Origin of the sequence: Prevotella sp. C561, from assembly GCF_000224595.1 — a bacterium.
Lineage (GTDB): Bacteria > Bacteroidota > Bacteroidia > Bacteroidales > Bacteroidaceae > Prevotella > Prevotella jejuni.
The window spans coordinates 163,426-182,637 of record NZ_JH114147.1 but is presented as its reverse complement, the minus strand read 5'-3'; the positions used below and the strand labels follow the sequence as shown (position 1 = coordinate 182,637).

Sequence of the window (19,212 nt, the reverse complement as noted above, 5' to 3'; positions counted from 1 at the left end):
TTATCCGTAACTTTTACAAGGCCATTATTCAAAGACTTGACGTAAAGAAGTTCGGACTCAATGTAACAAGTCGCATAAAAGCGTTTGTCTTCAGGTTTATCTCTGTACCAGCCAAGTGGATCAAGACATCAAGGCGGTATGTGCTGAATATCTATACCTGTAATTATGCTTACGCAGATGTTTTCCAGACTGATTTTGGATAGTGCCTACAACTTATGGGAATGATATTGTGTATTGCCTCAAGTCACATTGTGGGGTAAGGGGATATTGTAGGCAGAAGTGGGTGCTTCAAGTTCAAATTATCTGCAAATTCAGTAATGAGAGGACGTGTAAACGCAATAAGAACCTTCAAGGGCTTAGTTGCGGATTTGAGGTTAAATAAAATATATGAGAACTGCTAATATCGAATTGAATACATTGTTCAATGCCGATGTCTTTGGCCTGAAAATGTACCAAGTTATTTTTTAATCATTACTTAATTGACAGTAACAAACATATTACACTAGGAATTTGTATGTTAACGTATTCAACAAGAAAACAAATAGGGAACGCCTTGGTTAAGTTATCTGGGGTTGACTATCATTTTGAATTGAGAAACGATAAATGGGTGCAAACCAATAATTCACATTTAACTAATATGGAAAAAGTTATTATTGGGCAAAGTGCAAATGGTAAAAGCATAGCGAACATCGCAGAGTATCTCTCTGTTTCGATAACTACAATCAAGACTCACAGAACAAACATATTCAAAAAACTTGGAGTTAGCAATATTACTGAGGCCATACAATATGTAGAGGATTATAATCTAATTTGAGTACTATCTCCAAAATATCGTATCAGGCAAAAGTTGATATCGAAAAGTGGTTTTGTTGGATTTTCTACTGAAGATATACGGATTGAAATGTCTAGTAATTACAAGTAACTATTTGATTATTAATATTGTTTTATGTCCTTTGTCGCTGAATAGCTACTTGCAATATACCTGTTACCGAGACCTCTGCAAAACTATTTTTAGAAGAAAAACTATGATTGATTATCAGTAAGTTATATTCACTTTATTCTTCTTTTTACGGACTTTTGCAGAGGTTTCGTTACCTCTTATAATTCTCCTCCAACATTTTTTCCAAATCCGACTCCTTATAAAGTATCTTCCCTGCAAACTGTGTGTAAGGAATAATCCTCCTGTCCCGATAGTCCTGCAAGGTGCGAGGGCTGATATACAGCCTCTCGCATACTTCCTTACCTGTAAGGAAGTGCTCATCGCCAAATAGCGGCTTGTGTGTCTGTGCCACTTCCTTAATTCTCTTGCTTACTCCGCTGATAGCTGACAGCACCACCTGCATATCGTCCGCCTCTATATTCAAATCTCTTACCTGTTCCATAATCTTCGTGTCTATTTGTTGATTTTAGTTTTTCCCGTTTCAGCTTTCTCCGTTTTTGTTTGGAGCAACTGTTCCACGTCCTCACGCTTGTAGTAGCACTTATGCCCGATTTGGGCAAAGGGCAACACACCCGTATCACGGTAGTGCTGCAAGGTGCGCTTGCTGATATTAAGCAGCCTGCACACATCACCGTTGTGCAGCCAATCGGTGTGCCTGCTTCGTTCCCCGAATGCCTTGTGGCAGGTCTCGGCAAGGCTGAGAATCTCGTTCCTCAGCTTTGCCCAGTTTGAATCCGTAATGATAAAATATCCCATAGTTTTATTATTGTTTTGTTTGTATTTCTGTCTTATTGGTTTAATAAAACCTTTGTCCGTCTTGCGTTTCACCGCATATTTCTGCCTGCAAAAGTAGAGAGTGTTTGCCATACTTCAAAGCACGAGGGAACAGTAGGGAAATAGAGGGAAAAACATGGAAATGGCAAAAGGATTGTCGCTCTCTTTCTTTGTCTCTTTACTCCATTTTATCATATCCTTTTAGCCGACGCAATACGATGCGTATTGTAGCAAATTAGCACCTGCCTTTCTTGCATCCTTTACACACTTGTCCTCTTGTTTTGGGCTTAAATCCATACTTTCCAACAGTTTCTTGTCAAAAATCTGTGAGAAATTCATAGCCAATGTACGCAACATTATGCAAGCACTCTCCGAATGCTTGGCACTTTCTTGTTCTCTTCATAACTTCACTCTTGGAAACCAAACCAAGCATATAATGAAGAAGAATGCAGATAAAGGTAAATCGGAGGGAGGAAACAATATGTCCAAGCAAAAGAAGACTTCCTCAAAAAACGGTGAGATAGAAACCTATCTGTCCTCTCGCTATGAGTTCAGATACAACACTGTATTGGGAAGAACCGAATACCGAAGCAAGAACGATGCTCATTTCTCAAAAGTGGGTCGCTATGAAATCAACACGCTCCGCAGGGAGATAGACAACGACATCGGGATTATCACATCTTCTGATAATCTCTATTCCATCATCGAGAGCAGTTTCTCTCCACGCATCAACCCCATACAGGAGTATTTCAAAAAGTTGTCTGCAACGGATATAGGCAGCAGTAACCCTGATTGTGGAAATAAAGTTTCCCTTTCACTGAAAGCCATTCCCGACTTGGCAAGTTGCGTTGTCGTGCGCAACTCCGACAAATGGCTGCCGTACCTCACCAAGTGGCTCGTGGCAGTGGTTGCCAACGCAATGGACGACCGTGAGTGCCGTAACCATACCTGCCTCGTACTCACAGGCGAGCAGGGCAAGTTCAAGACCACGTTCCTTGACCTGCTCTGTCCCCCAGCACTGCACGGTTACAGTTACACAGGAAAAATATATCCGCAGGAAAAGGACACACTCACTTATATCGGTCAGAACCTTATCGTAAACATAGACGACCAGCTAAAAGCCCTCAATAAGCGGGATGAGAACGAGCTGAAAAACCTCATCACCTGTCCGATGGTCAAGTACCGTATGCCGTATGACAAGTACGTGGAGGAGCATCCCCACTTGGCAAGCTTTGTGGCATCAGTGAACGGCAATGACTTTCTTACAGACCCGACAGGCAGCAGAAGGTTCCTGCCCTTTGAAGTACTTTCCATAGACATAGAGAAAGCCAAGCGTATTTCAATGGACAATGTCTATGCTGAAGCCAAAGCCCTGCTAAAGTCAGGTTTCCGCTATTGGTTTGATGATGAAGAGATTGCCGAACTATACAGGGAGAGTGAGGACTTTCAGGTACAGACCGCTGAGATGGAACTCTTGCTGCGTTGCTTCGAGAAACCAGCGGAGGACGAAAACTATTCGTTAATGACCACTACGGAGATACTCACCTATTTGGGTATTTATACCCACCAGCCACTTGTTGCCAAACGTATGGGCGAAGCCTTGAAGAAAGCAGAATATATAAAGGTGAGCAAACGAAGAAACGGTGGTAGCCCCATCTATGTCTACAAGATTAGGAAAATCTTGCCCTGCCCGCTCCTTCAAACTTGTAGTAGTCAAATGTAGTAGAATGTGTAGTATTGTCTTATACTACAAAGTAATACTGATTATCAATCACTTATCACAAAATAATATGTAGTAAGAAGAAAGATGAAAAAGTTTGGAGGGGAAAAACTTTGGAAACGGTAAAACCATAAAACAGACAAGCATAAATAATTATCATTCAACCCATTAAAGTATCAAAACAATGAAAAAAGAAGATTTATCACTAATCAAACGATATTCCATCGTGGAATATCTCGAAAGGAAAGGCATTAGGCCTGTCCGTAAAACATCTACCTATGTCATGTATCGCTCACCACTCAGGGAGGAAACTCATCCGAGTTTCAAGGTGGACACGGAAAAGAACCTTTGGATAGACTATGCCGAAGGCAGGGGCGGAAGTATCATCGACCTTTGTATACGCTTGGAAGGCTGCACGCTCTCGGAAGCCATCTGCCGTTTGGGGCAGAACGCTTTAGAGCATACAGCGTACTGCTCCTGTTCTTCAAAGAGAGAAACATCTATCAGTCCAAATCAAAGAAAGGATATAACAGCAAGCGGAACAAGGAGACTGACAAGCATCTCAGACACCTTGCCGCCGCACCTGCAGGAGTATCTCAAAAAGGAACGCTGTATTGATTTAGAAAAGGCAACACCCTTTCTCAAATGTATCAGCTACGAGGTAAGGGAAAGAAGATATGAAGCCATCGGCTTTGCCAATTCTTCAGGTGGTTATGAACTACGGGACAATCATTTGTTTAAGGGAACGATTGCCCCGAAAGACATCACCCCTATATTTGAGGACAAGGCACAACCTGTCTGTCTGTTCGAGGGCTTTATGGATTTTCTTTCTTTCCTTTCAATGAAAGAGGAAGTAACCAACCAATGCCTTGTGATGAATTCCGTGAGTAATGTTGTAAGAAGTATTCACTACCTGAATAAAAGAAATATAACCTCTGTTCGTGCTTTTCTTGATAATGACGATGCAGGTCGAAAAGCTGTGCAGGAATTTGTAAACACAGGTTTTAAGGTAGAAGATATGGCAGTGTATTATAGAGACTTCAAAGACCTCAACGAGTTTCATGTCAGTCGTGTCCGTGAGCAACAGAAAAAGTTGGAGAAAACTCCCAATACAAGCAACAAAAGAAAACAAGTCAAACTTAAAATAAGATAGAGGTATGGAAAAGAAAACAGTCAGCAAAGAGGAAATGGAAAATACCATCAGGAAATCTTTCAGTATGAGCCAAGCTGAAAGTTCAAGTGAACAAACCGTCGCTGAATTTCGAGCAAAGGGAATGAAAAATATTCAAGAGCAAAAACAACAAGGAACAGAACATGTCATAAAGTATGTTACGCCAGCCGAGCCTGCACAGCATACAGAGCATGCAACCGTTCAAAAACGCATCAGTGCCAAGATGAGAAAAGAGACACTCGACGCATACAAGCAGGCGTTCCTCGTTCCGACAAAGCTAAGTGAGAGAAAGGCGGTTTACCTGAGCAGGGAGACGCAGGAACGTGCCGACTTCATCGTTCGCAGGTTGGGTGACAGGGGTAGCAATCTTTCAAGTTTCGTGGAGAACATCGTGCGCATCCATTTGGGGGAATACGGTGAGGATGTAGAGAAATGGAGAAAACTGTGAACCGCAAGAAAATGGTCGAGGGGTTTCAGAAAAAGGAACACCTCTTTCACTCAAAACCCTCGACACTTTTCAGAGAGTAAGGCAACGAACTTTTGCTAAAAACACTGAATGGTGGGAACGCTACGAACGCAGTTAGATACTGAATGCACGGCATTCGCTTTTAATAACCAAAACGCTTTATGCGTAAACGTTTCGTTAGCTGACATTGCAAGACGTCAGTTTGTACCCACAAACTGCTCTTGCTCCCCTCGTTCGATTGTCGGGGAGATAAGACCGTAATCACTCCGTTCTCATCGGTCAGTATTCAGGAATTAAGAAACAATGAATCATCTACAATGATTAACTTTCTAAGAAACTTATATGAAAAGATACAAAGGAAAAGCTGCCCGATGGCAGCAACAGGATAAGGAAGAACAGCGGATGAACAAAACGGAGTTCATCAAGGTAAGATGCACCTTAGAAGAGAAGCAGCGTATCAAGTCAAAAGCGGAAAGTGCAGGGCGGAAGTTCTCAGATTACTGCCGTGAGATACTCCTTAACGGAGAAGTAACAGCCGTTCCCAAGATGACAGACAATGAGAGGGAAGCCATTGCCATTCTCCATCATACAGGAAAGTTCTATGGACAGGTATCCAATCTCATCAAGGTCAAGGACGAAAGGTGGGTACTCATCACAAAGAACCTATCACTATGTGCAAAAGAAGCATTTAAGCGGTTTTACGACCCTCATTTTCGTGTGGAAGATGAGGTATATAAGGTCTTAAATCTAACAAGAAATGATAGGAAAATGTAAGGCGATAGCGCACGGCAGCACGGCTTTAGACTATATCTTCAGAGAGGGCAAGCTTGGCTATCGACTTGCCTTCCACAATCTTTGCAGCAGGGAGCCAAAGGCTATCTATGAGGAAATGAAAGTGGTCAGCGATTACAACAGTCGTTGCAGGAACAAGTTTCTCCGTATCGAAATAGGCATCGCACCGCAGGACGAGAAAAAGCTGTCAGTGTCCGAACTCATGTGGATAACCCATTTATTTGCCAAGCAAATGGGACTTGACAACCACCAATGGGTGGCGGTAACGCACAAGGATACCGACAACAGACACATTCACATCATTGCCAACCGCATCAGTTTGTACGGAGAGGTCTATGATACTACTTTTGTGAGCAATAGGGCAGCAAGGGTGGCGGAAGAAATCAGCAGGGAGAAACACTTGACCATCGCAAAGGAGGTCAAGGCGAAAAAGCAGCATCAGGAGCCAAAAGCCAGTCCAATAAGAGAGCAGACAAAACAGCAGGTACAGCAAATCTGCTATGCCCTGCTTGACAAGTACAAAGGTATGGGTATTACTGGGCATTCCATGTTCCTTTACGAGTTGAACAAGAACGGCATCGCGATAGAGCGCATGAAGAACAAGCAGGGCAAGGTCTATGGCTTGAAGTTCTCATACGCAGGACAATCATTCAAGGCATCCGAAATCGGCAGGGAGTTCGGCTACCGTTCCCTGCAGAAAAACTTTGAACCAACCAACAGGGAAGAGCCAAGGAAACCACACCAAACAATACAGGAGGCAACAGAAAAGAACGAACGCCCTGATACCGGTTATCAACTCGTACCTCCAAGCCGCTCCTCAATTTCACGAGACAATGACACACCACAAGTGCAGAATCCTATTAGTACAGTGGCAGACACCATTGTTAGTGCAGCCGATGAAGTTGTGGAAGGATTAGGCGATTTGATTACACCATCCACACAGGGCAATGACTATGCTGAAACAGCGTGGCAGCGCAAGCTCAGGAACCAAGCCAACAGAAAGAAAAAACGTGGAAGAGGATTATAACTCACGCCTGAACAAAATGCAGAAAGAAGAATATCTCATCAAGAACGCTTGTTATTCGGTAACAAAGTATTATCTTTGCAAACAGAATAACAAGCGTTCTTTGTTAGGCAGAAAACAGCGAAACCAAGTAACTCGCTCGTTTCTAAATCGTTACCAGTTTAGTTCTACTAACAAGGTAACTTCTTTATTTTCAACAAGTTGTATTTTAAGAATTATCTTGAAGTCCAATTAGGCACCTCCCGCCACATTACTTTACAACCAACTGACTATCTGCAAGTTACAAACACGCCCTTTAGATATCTTTTTACCGTTATTTATAGAGCCTTTGCTTGGAAATGTGTAATGATTTTTCAAACCCCTAAATACGTTTTTTAAGTATAAAGGTAAAAAGGTTTTCTGTGTCGGAGGATAATAATAGAATAGACAGTTGACAGATTTAGCTATGTTTTTTGTCTAATGAATAATTTCGCTTCTTCTGTTAAATTTATACGAAAAGTATCCACGTATTTAACAACAGAACCAAATAATCGGGAGAAGAGCTCATTAAGTATATAGCTTCAACTTTGAAATAAAAAGATTTTTGCTAAAAGGTTGTGTTATTCTTGGAAGTTCACAACCTTTTTTCTATATTTGCATTGAACAGAATAGGACTAAACTTTTAAATAGTTTCAGAGCATATAAATCCACACAAGACATTAGAATAATTGGTTCTATTTACTTACAGCGTGATGAGATACATTGTTACAATGATTAATAAAAAGCTAAAAAACAGATCGTTATGAGTGTAGAAAATGTATTAAGTCGAATTTTAGAAATTGAGCACGGATTTCAACATATCATTGATGGAACTAATGAAATCCTTTCTTCAAATTCAAAAGAACAGTGCTTTAAATATGCCATCACTCTACTTGAACATAAAGCATATCAAGCACGAATGTTGGCTACATCAATATTGGGCAAATTAGCTACAACAGATAAAAAAGCTCTCTATTTTCTGAAAGAGCAAGTTTCTATCGATAAAAACTGGCGAGTACAAGAAATGCTTGCAAAAGCCTTTGACGAAATTTGCAAGTACAAAGGATATGAATCATCCTTACCTCTCATTGAAGAGTGGATAAACGACAACAATCCAAATGTTGTTCGTGCTGTAACAGAGGGATTGAGAATTTGGACAAATCGACCATTTTTCAAAGAAAATCCAATGATTGCTATAGCATTGATCAGCAAACACAAAGAAGATGAAAGTGAGTATCTTAGGAAATCCGTAGGTAATGCGTTAAAGGATATAAGCAAAAAATATCCAGATTTGATACAGCAGGAGGTAATACAGTGGGATTTATCTAACCCACGAATATTCTTCACATATAAACTTGCAACTAAAATATTGAAATAAAGACTGCTTGTATATTTTGCATCTTTACTTTATTCAGTACATCTTGTACAAAGTCAAAAAAACAGAGGTGCACTCTTGGTACACCTCTGTTTTATTAAATTTACTTACCATTAATTACTTAAAGGTATGTTTACCTTCCTGCGCAGCAGGCTTGACAATAATCTCACGCTCCTTAGCATTTGTCATCACTTTCATAGCTACAGCAGTGATATCTTGTGGTGTAAGTGTCTTGAATACTGGTGCGGAAGCGGCATTATCATTTGGAGATAGCTCGTTGCCAGTCTCAGCATAGATGTTCAATAAAGCCATCCAAACTGATGGGTCACTGTTTGACTGTGATGCTGCACCAGACTGTTCCTCATCAACAGCCAAAGGTACCATTGCAGCCTTGAACTCATCAGCAGTGAAACGGCCAGCCTTCACATCATCAAGAATACTATAAACAAGGCTAACTGCTTTGTCTGCATTCTCTTTCGCAGTAGAAAGGTGAATGTTAAGGTTCTCGCCAGCTACTGGCTGTGAAGTATAGTTGCTCTGTACACCTACGGTATAAGTAAGATGCTCTTTCTCACGCAATACATCAAAATAACGACGTTCCAAGATTCCACGCATCACTTCCAAAGCAGCTTGCTCACGCTCAGACAGTTTCTGCTTATTGGCAAATGAAATCTCAATCTCTGCCATACCACCTTCTGTCTCAGTCTCGAAAGTGCGCTTGATAACAGGCGTAGATGACGAGAAATCCATTGGCTGGATAGCAGTCTTCACAGGCTTACCTTCACCCTTGAGAGAACCGATATAGCGAAGCACCAACTCTTTTGCCTTTGCTTCTGGAATATCACCAATAAGACAATAGGTGAAACGTGATGCATCACCAAGATGTGCCTGGAACTGTTCCTGTAACTTATCAAACTGAACTGACTTAAAGAAAGCCTCATCCTGACGTGGATTCATTGCACTTACTGGATAGAGCAACTGCTGGATAGAATCCTGTACGGCAGCCATACCTGTTGTTGCACGATTCTCATAAACGTAGAGGTTACGCTGGACATACTTATCAAAGGCAGACTTTGAGAAGTTCTGACGTGACAGAATCAAATACAGATAGCTGAAGAAATCGTCAGCCTTGTCAACAGGTGCATTACCACCGATACCATCACTATAGTCTTCCAATGAGAGGGAGAGATTGATATTCTTACCCTGTAGCCACTGCGCCAACTGATTTCGGTTGTAATTATATACACCTGACTGCATCAAGAGTGAACGCATTGCATTATAGTTGGCAAGTTCCTGTGCTGGAACAATAGACTTTCCACCTTCTGCAGAACCAGCAAAGAGGAACTTACCACTCAGTTCTGGAACGTAACGATAAAGAACTTTCGCACCATTAGAGAGTGTCCACTCCTTTGCCTGCAAAGTCTTCAACTGCTTTTCAGAAACAATCTTTCCTCCTGTCAGAGGGAAGTCAATCAACTGACTGATAGGCTTCATACCATCAGCATGAGCCATATCGCTGAATGAACTCTTTTCCTTCAATGCAGCCATAAGATCATTCTCAGTGATATTCATCTCACTCTGCGACTTAGAATAAGTGACAAAAGCAAGGTTATTATCATTAAGCAATGACTTCATCCAAGCATTCATATCCTCAACCTCTAATTCAACCAAAGTTTCGAGGTTACGGTTAATCTGTCCGCGGAAGTCTTGTACAGGAATATCATAGAGGAAGTTCTGACGGAAAAGCATCAAAGCATTGTCTGGTGTACCTAATCCTTTTGCTTCGAGGACATCCTTCATTCCATTGTACATCTTCTCCTTCTCAGCATTGAACTCAGCAGCAGTAAAGCCTTGGTCGCGCAAGTTATCACGTACAGCTAACATCTGCTGAAGCGCCTTCTGTTCATTACCCTGATAGGGAACCATGTCCCATGCCATCTGATAATAGTTTCGTACCAAAGGAGATAGACTCACCTCAGCGGCAATATAACTCTCCTTATCAGCATTCTTCAACATCACAAAACGCTTTGGAGCCAATGTGTTGAAGAACTTAGTGAAGATAAACTGACGCACACGGTCCTCTTCTGGAGCGTTGCCCTTCACCTCATAACGTTGATAAAGACCAAAAGAAGCACTCTTGTTCTCTGGATCAATGAAACGCATATAGAGCGGTGTGGTATTGTCAGGAATCTGTCTTGTCTGTGGATTTACAGCAGGGGCTTGCTTAGCTGGCAATGTCTTGAAAACTGTCTGGATATCCTTTTCCATCTGGTCGACATCAACATCACCGATAACAGCAATAAACTGCATATTAGGACGGTACCACTTATCATAGAACTGCTTTACTTGCTTCTGCTGGAAGGTCTCCAGAATCTTCTGTGAACCAATCACATTATGAGTTGCATAACCAGCATGATTATAAACAACAGGGGCAATGGCATCTGTCAGACGACGGTCTACTCCCGAACGATGACGCCATTCCTCAAGGATAATACCACGTTCCTTTTCAATGTCTTTAGGGGTCATCTTGACGCCATGGCACCAGTCACGGAGCACCCAAAGCATATTCTCATTTAGCTTCGCATCATTGGTTGGTACGTTATGAACCGCATAACGCGTATCATCAACACCAGTGAAAGCCTCAAAGTCATTGAGATTGTTACTGCGAAGGAAGTTCATCACACCATTAGGGAAGTGGTCTGTCGTATTAAAAGCCAAATGCTCCAACACGTGCGCCAATCCCATTTCCTCATCATTCTCCAAGATAGCACCTACATTCTGGTAGAGGTAGTATTGTGCCTCACCAGTAGCAGAACCATCATTATAGATATAATAAGTAAGCCCATTTGCCAGTTTTCCCTTTCGCAATCCATTCATCTGCGCATTGGCAGGATTAAAGGGAAAAAACAAAAAGCCTATGAGCAGTGCCACTGGCACGCTCGATAGGCATTTAGTGATATTCTTGAACATAGTCATTGTTTACTTTTCAAGGAGTTCGAGCGTAGAGAGCTTCTGCTTGATTGCACCCTGCAACATAGCCTGTGGCATCTCCATATTCTCTAAACGGAGTGTCTCAGCAAATGCCTGGTTATAGTATTCACGTGCCTTGGTATAGTTCTTCAACTCACGATAAGAGTCACCTATCATTACCATATAGTTGACACGATCCATCACAGCATCTTCCTGTGACAAAGCTTTCTCAGCCCACTTAATAGCTACCTCATGATCCTTAGCCTTCAGACTCTTGCCTGCAGCCATGTAGAGGTTCTGTGCAGCCTTACCATAGTCGGCTGAACGGAGGTTGTTCTCCATCTTACCAAAATAGGTTTCCATAGCTTTCACATAGCCATTTACATCTTTATTCTTATACAAGTTGAAAAGAGCATCAAAGTAGAGCTTTGCTTTCTCGTATGGAGTAATACCTGTCAAGCCAACAACCTCGTATGCCTTTGCATACTGGTTCTTAACTTTCTCTACATAGTCCTTATACTTTACGTTGCCATCTTTTGCCATATCCTCAGCGAAGATGTCGTTAGCCTCAACAATATAGTAGGCAGGTGCCTTACCAAGTTTCTTCATCCAGTCATCAAGGTGGTCGTTCATAAGGTCAATCATATACTGCTTGTGCTCCTTATCTTCATCACCCTCCAATGTTAGAATGATACGATAGTCATTCTCATTGATAAGCTTCAATGGTGCCTTAGCAGCTACATAGTTCTTATAAAGTTTCTGTAGACGGGTTACCCACTTATCTGCATCCATACCTTCCTGCGCCTGCAAAAATGATGGTGCCTTGAGAAGAAGTTGCTGCTGAACGTCAAGGTCGTTGTTATCAGCCTTGTACTTATTGTAAAGTTCCTCAAAACTTACACTCTCTCCAGCAGCAATCTTAGCAGCTTCCATGAGTTCATCCTTATCCATCGCACCTGTATTCACAGACAAAGCTTTGCCATCTGGTGCAATGAAAGCTACTGTTGGATATGCTGCTACCTTATAGTTTTTGGCGATATCAACATTCTCACCCTTCTCTGCATCTAACTGCAGACTGATAAAGTGTTCATTGAAATACTTTCCTACTTCCTCTTGTGTGAAAACAGTCTTTGCCATCTTCTTACAAGGAACACACCACACTGCGTAGAAGTCAACAAACAGTATCTTATTCTCTTGCTTAGCTTTTACCAAAGCTTCATTGAAAGTTCCCTTAAAGAACTTGATGCCATTTGCTGCTTCTGTACCCTGCTGTGCACGGAGCTGAACTGCCATCATCAAAAGAGATACAAGCAGTAAGATATATCTACATCTTTTCATATTAATCTGTTTTTAATGGATTGTTTTATTCAATTTATCTATTTAACCATCATCTACTTACAGCATTGAGATTTACTCATGTCTGTCTTTCTCATACAATGACGAGAATACATATTCAATCAACGCTGAACGTAGTATGTGCACTTGTCATTTACCATTATTAATATTAGTCGACAAGTAGCTCATCATCAGTCACGACCACCTTGAAGATATTCTCCAAGACAGCCTCATGGTCTTCATTATACACCTTGATAGAGAGTTGATATCTACCATTAGGCAACTGTTGTGCTGCATCTTGTGTAACTACTATCAAGCCACCAGTCACAGAAATCTTACCTTCCTTGTAGAGTTTCATAAACAACTGTGCCTGTTCTTGATTGTCAGCCTTAACCCCAGACAACTCATAATTGATAGGGTTAGTACCAGCAACACCTTGAATACGTGTTGAAACGAATGGTAGCTTGTATTTACCACGGTCACTCGTTGAGTCTACATTGTGGAAGGCATTAAGTGAGTCAGGAGTAAACGATGCACCCGTTGTCCTTAGATAGCCAACAGCCATCTTACTGCATGATACCATAAAACCTATTGTAAAAGCCATAAGGCACAGCAATGCGATTCCTTTCTTCATCTTTTTCATTTTTAAAAGTCGGTTAAGTTGAAGTCATATACAAGTGAGTGAACCACTCCTGTGTTTGTTTCAATATTACATGAAGCAACGTCAGAAGTCTTGGTGGTCGTTGGAGAAACCAAATGGATACGCAAAGGTCCAGCACCAGGAACACTGTTGTAAGACTCACGGAATGTATAAATCCACAACTGGTTACCAGAAGCCATCTCTACCGTCTCACCACCCTTACCGATAGGTGTTGATGCATCAGAAGATTTAACACCTTCCTTAAAATCATCAAGCATCACTCGCTTGTTAGGTAAAACACAATTCAAGATAAACTTCTTACAGTCAGCAACAGGAATATCTGACACTCTCGTCATTCCATTATCAAAGAGATAACGATTGATACTATGATTGGTAGGACCAAAGAACGTGATGTTCTTGCCGTACTGACTTGTACCTTGGAAAAGAGAAACTAAACCAGCACGCTCAGTCATCACGCAGAGAGAATCCCAGTTATAGCTATCGCGTTTGAAATATTCCCACATCGTCATATCGTGCTTACCATTGGCAAGACCAGTGTCATCGAAATTATACTGGGTACAACCAGAGAGCATCCCCATCGTCAGACACACGACTATTATATATATAATCTTTTTCATCTATCAAACAATATATTTATTGTAACGTTCCTAACCCATTATTAGTTATAAGCTTGCCAATATGGTTTCTGTCGTAACTGGGTGTTAATAATGTGTCCATCCTTATCTTGCCATGAATCCTTTGGAAGTGGAAGGAACAGCGCACCACCCTGAATATCCTGATTGGTCAGCAAGAGGAATTTACCCTGTAACTCTTCTTTCACATAACCATTACGGATAACATCAGCATAACGAGCATCATTCTCACCGATAAACTCCTTCTCTCTCTCAAGGAAGATAGCCTTCTTCAGTCCCTCTGTATCGTAGGTTGATGGATAAGAAAGTGCACCAGCACGTGAACGAATCACATTAAGGTCAGCAATAGCCTTTGCCTCGTTACCTAACTTCTGATAGCATTCAGCTCTCAAAAGATAGAAATCTGCAAGACGCCAATAGACATAATCGGCATCTACCGTACGGTAGGTTTTACCACTTGGTGAATACTGGTCGGGATCCAATATTGCCTTTCTAAACTTATACATGATAGCATAATCCGTCCCATCAACCTCATGTGGTGTACCCCACTGATAGAAGAACGCTTGTAGGCGTTGGTCAGTAGTATCTGGGAACAAGCTTTCTACTGTTGAAGTGTAAAGCTGATAGGTACTACTTGATGGTAGATCAGCTAACGTCTGGTCCTCTCTAACAGGCCAGCTCACAAAGTTCTGCGCCACCTCATTAGGTGAGACAACATTCTCAGAGCGTGTCTTATCAAAGTAAAGACTGAAGATTGCCTCAGGATTAGGTGTCTTCTCATTAGACAGATACGTACAGAGTTCTTCTGGAGAAGAACAAAGTTGATAGTTACCTACCTGACCATCGATAAGCTGTGTAGAGTAATCAATAGATTTCTGATAATCTTCCTGTGCATTACCCTTCAACTTATAAAGTTCAGTCACACTACCTTTCCATGCGTAAATCTGTGCAAGTAAAGCAGCAGCAGTACCCTTTGAGGCTGTCTGACGATTGGTAATAGCAACGCCATCCAAGTCTGTCAGCTTATCCCATGTAGGTAGAATATCCCATGCCTTCTTAGCATGTTCTATCGCAGCGTTGAGTACATCAGCTTGTGAAGACAAAGAGTAAGGCTTTATCTCAGAGGAGTTTTCAGTGATGATAGCCTCCCCATAACGCTGAGCCAAGAGGAAATAAGACAATCCGAGAGCGAACTCAGCCTGTCCAACATGGTACTTTCGACGCTCTTCCGGCAAGCCTTTTGTCTTATCTATATTATCAAGCAACAGATTAGACTCAAAGATAATGTCATAAAGACCCTTCCATGAATACTCGCTTGCTATGACTGTTCGTGGGTTCCACTCGCGCATCTGCTTGCCATCCAGTATCTCGTCAGCCTTCATGCCAGCTGTTGAAAGGACGTAGTTATTACCTACTACAGTATTGATATAATATAGAATAGAAGTGGTTGTTGCGTTCAGCTCTTTCTCTGTATTGAACGAGTTGCTGTAAGTCATTCCGTTCTCTGGCTGCAAATCAAGGCTACAAGAGGACAGAAGACAACCACATAATGAGAGCATTATAATCTTCTTCATTGTCTATTAGAATTTTAAGTTAAGACCCAAAGTAACCTTTCTATTCAATGGATACTGTGTTCCATCATCCTTACCAGAATAAGGATTGATAACTTCAGGGTCTACTCCTGAATAATTAGTAATCAAGAACAGATTCTCTCCACTAAGGTATACATTAGCATCTTTGATGAAAGAGCCCTTCAACCAGTTCTTTGGTAACTGATAACCAATCACCAACTGCTTGAGACGTAAGAAACTAATGTTCTCAATGTTAGAGTCTACATTACCGTCAAACTGCCCTACATAATCCTTGTCAGCGAATTCAAGTGATGGATACTTCGCATCTCTATTGCTTGTTGTCCAGAAGTCATTAGCGTGGAAGTAGTTCATGATAACGCCAAAGTCCTTTGTAAAGGTGAAGGCACTGTTCTTATACATATTCATCACCTTACGGCTGATGGTATAGCTGAAGAGTACATCAAAGCTCAATCCCTTCCACTCTAAGTGGCTATTCAGACCACCGTAGACTGCAGGAAGAGTACTACCAGCATAATAGAGGTCCTTATCATCAATCACACCATCATAGTTCTGGTCCTTAATCTTTCTTCCGCCCACACGCAATGGATTATTGATTGATTGGAAGTAAAGCGGAATCTGCTTACCTGATGCATTAAGATACATTGGGATATCTTCCTCCTTCTGAACGATTCCCTCATCCTTAAAGGTATAGATACCATAGACAGGGCGACCTAATACTTTGTCGTTAAGGTCTTCGCCATTGTATGTCTTACGTAACATATTCTTATTATGAGAAAGGTTGAAGCCTACGCTCCAATTCCAATTCTTCTTGCGGATAACATCATACTGAGCCTCGAACTCGATACCTTCGTTAGAGATTGCAGAAGCATTGTCCCACATACTTGTAGCAAGGAAGACATTACCCGGCAGATAAGACTGCATCAACAGCTTACTTGAATACTTATAGTAATAATCGAGCTTGAGCTTCAAGCGATAATCCAACATCTGCAAGTCAAGACCGAGGTCGTACTGATCACTCTCCTCCCAAGTAAGTTTCTTATTAGCCATAGACTGTGGGATAAGACCTAACGAACCATTAAAGATGTTACTCTCCTCCATCACGCCCAATGCCAAATAAGGTTCTTGGAACTTCTGACCAGACTTACCCCAAGAAGCACGAAGCTTACCAAAGCTCAACCACCAGAATTTCTTCATGAAATGTTCCTCACTGAATGCCCAGCCAAGACCAACAGAAGGGAATGTTCCCCAGCGCACATCCTTACCGAAGACACTTGATCCATCCGCACGAATAGACAACTCCGCCATGTAACGTTTCTTATAGCTATATGCCGCACGACCCAAGAAACTAAGCAATGACTGCTCCTGCTGATTGGTTAGGAAGCTTTGTGCTGCTCTTACTGTTCCACCATCATTGAAGAGAGAAGGCCATCCCTCACCCGCAAACTTAATAGAGTTAGTAGGGCCACCCTTTGCTGTACCGCTTAGGTTCTGCAGCAAGTCATAGTTATAAGTCATACCAGCCATCAGCTCCAACTTATGTTCGCTTGGCAATGCAAGGTTATAAGTAAGGATATTCTCAGTCTGAATATTCGTCATTGCAATATTGGAAGCCTGAACCTCAGACTTCTTATCATACTTCAAATAATCAGGTGTGAACGTGTACACACGTGTGAAGTAATGGTCAAGCGAGTAGGTAGAAGAGAATTTCAGACCTTTTATAATATTATAGTTCAAGCCTACACTCAGACGAACATTATAATTTGAATTCGTCTTATCAATATCCTTCAACTGCCTTAACGCCACTTGTTCCGCGACACTACCCTTACCCGGCAAGAGCGTAGACGTACGCTTTGGATCGAATGTCAATCCTTGCACACGTCCCCCATCCGAGCCAGCTTTCTGCGTAGCGTATGTTAGGTTGATACGTGTGAAAGCACTCAACTTCGTCGATAGGTTAAAGTCAAGATTACTCAACAAACTGAAACGACGGAAATTAGAGCTAATCATAATACCCGTTTCATCGTAGATACCAGCATTAACCATATACCTTATATTATCTGTACCACCAGCCAACAACAAGTCACCTTTGGTCACCCTACCTACACGGAAGGCATATTTCCACCAGTTTGTTCTGTTGTTATAGAAAGTGTTCAGTGAGTCTTGTGCTATTCCTGGTAGTCGACGATCTGGGTCTAACACCCTACCATTACGCCACAAGTAGTCGTAGGCGCCATCATTATCAGCATCCCAACCGTATGAATCCTTATAAGAACCAGGGTAAATCAGCTTATCTGTGATATAATCATAGTGTGCACCTCTCTGGTTCTTAGCCAAGAGAAGAGCTATATCACGCTCACCCTTACCAAGTGTCTGCATTGGTGTACTTGGTAACCAAGAAAGAGATTGTGAAAAATTGAAGCTTACTTCTGATCGTCCCGACTTACCCTTTTTCGTTGTAATAAGGATAACACCATTACCAGCACGTGAACCATAGAGTGACGCTGATGCTGCATCTTTAAGCACCTGCACAGACTCTATACTTGAAGGGTCAAGTCCTGACAATGGGTTAATACCGCCCGTTGCATCCCCAGCACTACTTGACACTGGTATACCATCAATCACGTAAAGCGGTGAACCATCATTGATACCCTTCTGATTGAGAGAGCTAAAGCCGCGAATCGTGATGCGAGAGCCACCACCACCAGGTGAACCAGACAGGTTAGTCACATCTACACCAGCCATACGACCCTGCAAGAGGTTCTCAATACTTGCTGTTGGTGCCTTCTGCAAATCTTCAACTTTAACAGAGGCAATGGCTCCCACCTGTTCACGTGTATTCCTCTTACCATAAGCAACGACCGTAACTTCACCCATAGCAACGGCAGATGACGTCAGGATAACATTCATCGCCTTACCAGTATGGTATTTTAGTGTCTTTGCGTCATAGCCTACACTGGAGATAGTGATAGTTCCTTCCTCTTTTTCTACAGGCATAGAGAAGTTACCATCAACATCGGCAGTAACACCTTTCGACGTTCCCTTAATCTGTACAATAGCAAAAGGGACGCCCAAACCGTCCTTGTCTTTTACTGTTCCATGAATGGTGTATTGTCCCTGTGTAGCATTTTTCATCTTGAAGACATCAATCACCTTACCGTCAATATTATAGACAAAAGATGAGTGAGCCAACAGGTTTTCTACAGCACTCAGTTCGTCTACATCCTCAAACGAGATGGTAAGAAGCAACGTATCGTTCTTAACATCATCCGTGTAATTAATCTTGTAGTCTCCCTTTGTAGAAATGAAATCCAAAATCTGAGCAACACTTTTATCCTTAAACGAAATCGAGAACTTCTTTCCTGCTACTTGTGCAGAAGCAGGCGAACTCCACGAAAGCATCAAGATAAAAGCTGTCAGAAACACCAAAGAAGGCAAGCTTCTTAAAGTTCTAAACATGTGTTGATGATACTTCATTGATTAGTCTTTATTGTTATTACTTTTGATATTAACTTATTAAACAAATTAGATTACTTCGCAAATGCGCTCTCAACGATTCTACATAAAAAGGGTATTAATATTGATTGCGATGCAAATGTACATAAAAATATTGGATATCAAAGCCAATTGGACATAAAAAAAGTAAAAGAAAAATAGCTATAACAAGACATCTCACCCCTTCTCGGAAAGGAGAAGAGACTTCTAAGATAGAACAGATGCCTACCTATTAAACACGAATAGTCCC

15 protein-coding genes and 2 pseudogenes are annotated in these 19,212 nt (G+C 41.6%); 9 read left to right on the top strand and 8 right to left on the bottom strand.

All coding sequences use genetic code 11. From position 1 onward, the window contains the following. The 3 genes and pseudogenes from HMPREF0666_RS10465 to HMPREF0666_RS18690 form a co-directional block, all read left to right on the top strand. Nucleotides 1–203: pseudogene (locus tag HMPREF0666_RS10465) on the top strand (IS1380 family transposase); the annotation flags it as partial. A 12-nt stretch (nt 204–215) separates the two neighbouring features. Then, a pseudogene (locus tag HMPREF0666_RS18135) lies at nt 216–401 on the top strand (hypothetical protein). A gap of 113 nt (nt 402–514) precedes the next feature. Continuing rightward, nucleotides 515–814 carry a response regulator transcription factor gene (locus tag HMPREF0666_RS18690; protein WP_009012343.1) on the top strand — a complete coding sequence of 100 codons (300 nt, stop codon included), beginning with the start codon at nt 515–517 and terminating at the stop codon, nt 812–814. Between the two features lie 277 nt (nt 815–1,091). On the opposite strand, the gene HMPREF0666_RS10455 is transcribed toward HMPREF0666_RS18690, so the two are convergent. After that, the gene (locus HMPREF0666_RS10455) at nt 1,092–1,382 is read right to left on the bottom strand and encodes a helix-turn-helix domain-containing protein (RefSeq protein ID WP_008449754.1); all 291 of its coding nucleotides are present in this window, start codon (nt 1,380–1,382) and stop codon (nt 1,092–1,094) included. 11 nt (nt 1,383–1,393) lie between these two features. After that, entirely contained in the window at nt 1,394–1,696 is a 303-nt protein-coding gene (locus HMPREF0666_RS10450) for a helix-turn-helix domain-containing protein (protein WP_008449658.1), read from the bottom strand. Between the two features lie 376 nt (nt 1,697–2,072). Here HMPREF0666_RS10450 and HMPREF0666_RS10445 point away from each other — a divergent pair, with 376 nt between their 5' ends. The 6 genes from HMPREF0666_RS10445 (at nt 2,073) to HMPREF0666_RS10420 (ending at nt 8,283) form a co-directional block, all read left to right on the top strand. After that, the gene (locus HMPREF0666_RS10445) at nt 2,073–3,437 is read left to right on the top strand and encodes a VapE domain-containing protein (protein WP_009435903.1); all 1,365 of its coding nucleotides are present in this window, start codon (nt 2,073–2,075) and stop codon (nt 3,435–3,437) included. Between the two features lie 181 nt (nt 3,438–3,618). Next, the gene (locus HMPREF0666_RS10440; RefSeq protein WP_009012342.1) at nt 3,619–4,587 is read left to right on the top strand and encodes a toprim domain-containing protein; all 969 of its coding nucleotides are present in this window, start codon (nt 3,619–3,621) and stop codon (nt 4,585–4,587) included. Between the two features lie 4 nt (nt 4,588–4,591). Beyond that, nucleotides 4,592–5,053 carry a DUF3408 domain-containing protein gene (locus tag HMPREF0666_RS10435; RefSeq protein WP_008449678.1) on the top strand — a complete coding sequence of 154 codons (462 nt, stop codon included), beginning with the start codon at nt 4,592–4,594 and terminating at the stop codon, nt 5,051–5,053. Between the two features lie 360 nt (nt 5,054–5,413). After that, complete coding sequence (locus HMPREF0666_RS10430) at nt 5,414–5,845, top strand: hypothetical protein (protein WP_008449726.1); 432 nt, start codon at nt 5,414–5,416, stop codon at nt 5,843–5,845. Next, a complete protein-coding gene (locus HMPREF0666_RS10425; RefSeq protein ID WP_008449737.1) occupies nt 5,829–6,890 on the top strand; it encodes a relaxase/mobilization nuclease domain-containing protein in 1,062 nt (353 codons plus the stop codon). Before HMPREF0666_RS10430 ends, HMPREF0666_RS10425 begins: the two co-directional genes overlap by 17 nt. Before the next feature lie 778 nt (nt 6,891–7,668). After that, the gene (locus HMPREF0666_RS10420) at nt 7,669–8,283 is read left to right on the top strand and encodes a DNA alkylation repair protein (RefSeq protein ID WP_009012341.1); all 615 of its coding nucleotides are present in this window, start codon (nt 7,669–7,671) and stop codon (nt 8,281–8,283) included. Between the two features lie 114 nt (nt 8,284–8,397). Here HMPREF0666_RS10420 and HMPREF0666_RS10415 read toward each other — a convergent pair whose 3' ends face one another. From HMPREF0666_RS10415 to HMPREF0666_RS10390, 6 genes are all read right to left on the bottom strand, one after another. Beyond that, nucleotides 8,398–11,250 carry a pitrilysin family protein gene (locus HMPREF0666_RS10415; protein ID WP_042856274.1) on the bottom strand — a complete coding sequence of 951 codons (2,853 nt, stop codon included), beginning with the start codon at nt 11,248–11,250 and terminating at the stop codon, nt 8,398–8,400. 9 nt (nt 11,251–11,259) lie between these two features. Further along, nucleotides 11,260–12,588 (bottom strand): thioredoxin family protein, encoded by a 1,329-nt coding sequence (locus HMPREF0666_RS10410; protein WP_009012339.1) that lies wholly within the window; start codon nt 12,586–12,588, stop codon nt 11,260–11,262. A gap of 166 nt (nt 12,589–12,754) precedes the next feature. Continuing rightward, entirely contained in the window at nt 12,755–13,228 is a 474-nt protein-coding gene (locus HMPREF0666_RS10405) for a hypothetical protein (RefSeq protein ID WP_042856273.1), read from the bottom strand. A 2-nt stretch (nt 13,229–13,230) separates the two neighbouring features. Then, nucleotides 13,231–13,863, bottom strand: a complete 633-nt coding sequence (locus HMPREF0666_RS10400; protein WP_009012337.1) for a fasciclin domain-containing protein — start codon at nt 13,861–13,863, stop codon at nt 13,231–13,233. A gap of 41 nt (nt 13,864–13,904) precedes the next feature. Beyond that, nucleotides 13,905–15,452: a RagB/SusD family nutrient uptake outer membrane protein gene (locus tag HMPREF0666_RS10395; protein WP_009012336.1), complete on the bottom strand. Its 1,548-nt coding sequence runs from the start codon at nt 15,450–15,452 to the stop codon at nt 13,905–13,907. A 6-nt stretch (nt 15,453–15,458) separates the two neighbouring features. Next, nucleotides 15,459–18,944: a SusC/RagA family TonB-linked outer membrane protein gene (locus tag HMPREF0666_RS10390; protein WP_009012335.1), complete on the bottom strand. Its 3,486-nt coding sequence runs from the start codon at nt 18,942–18,944 to the stop codon at nt 15,459–15,461. Between the last annotated feature and the right edge of the window lie 268 nt (nt 18,945–19,212).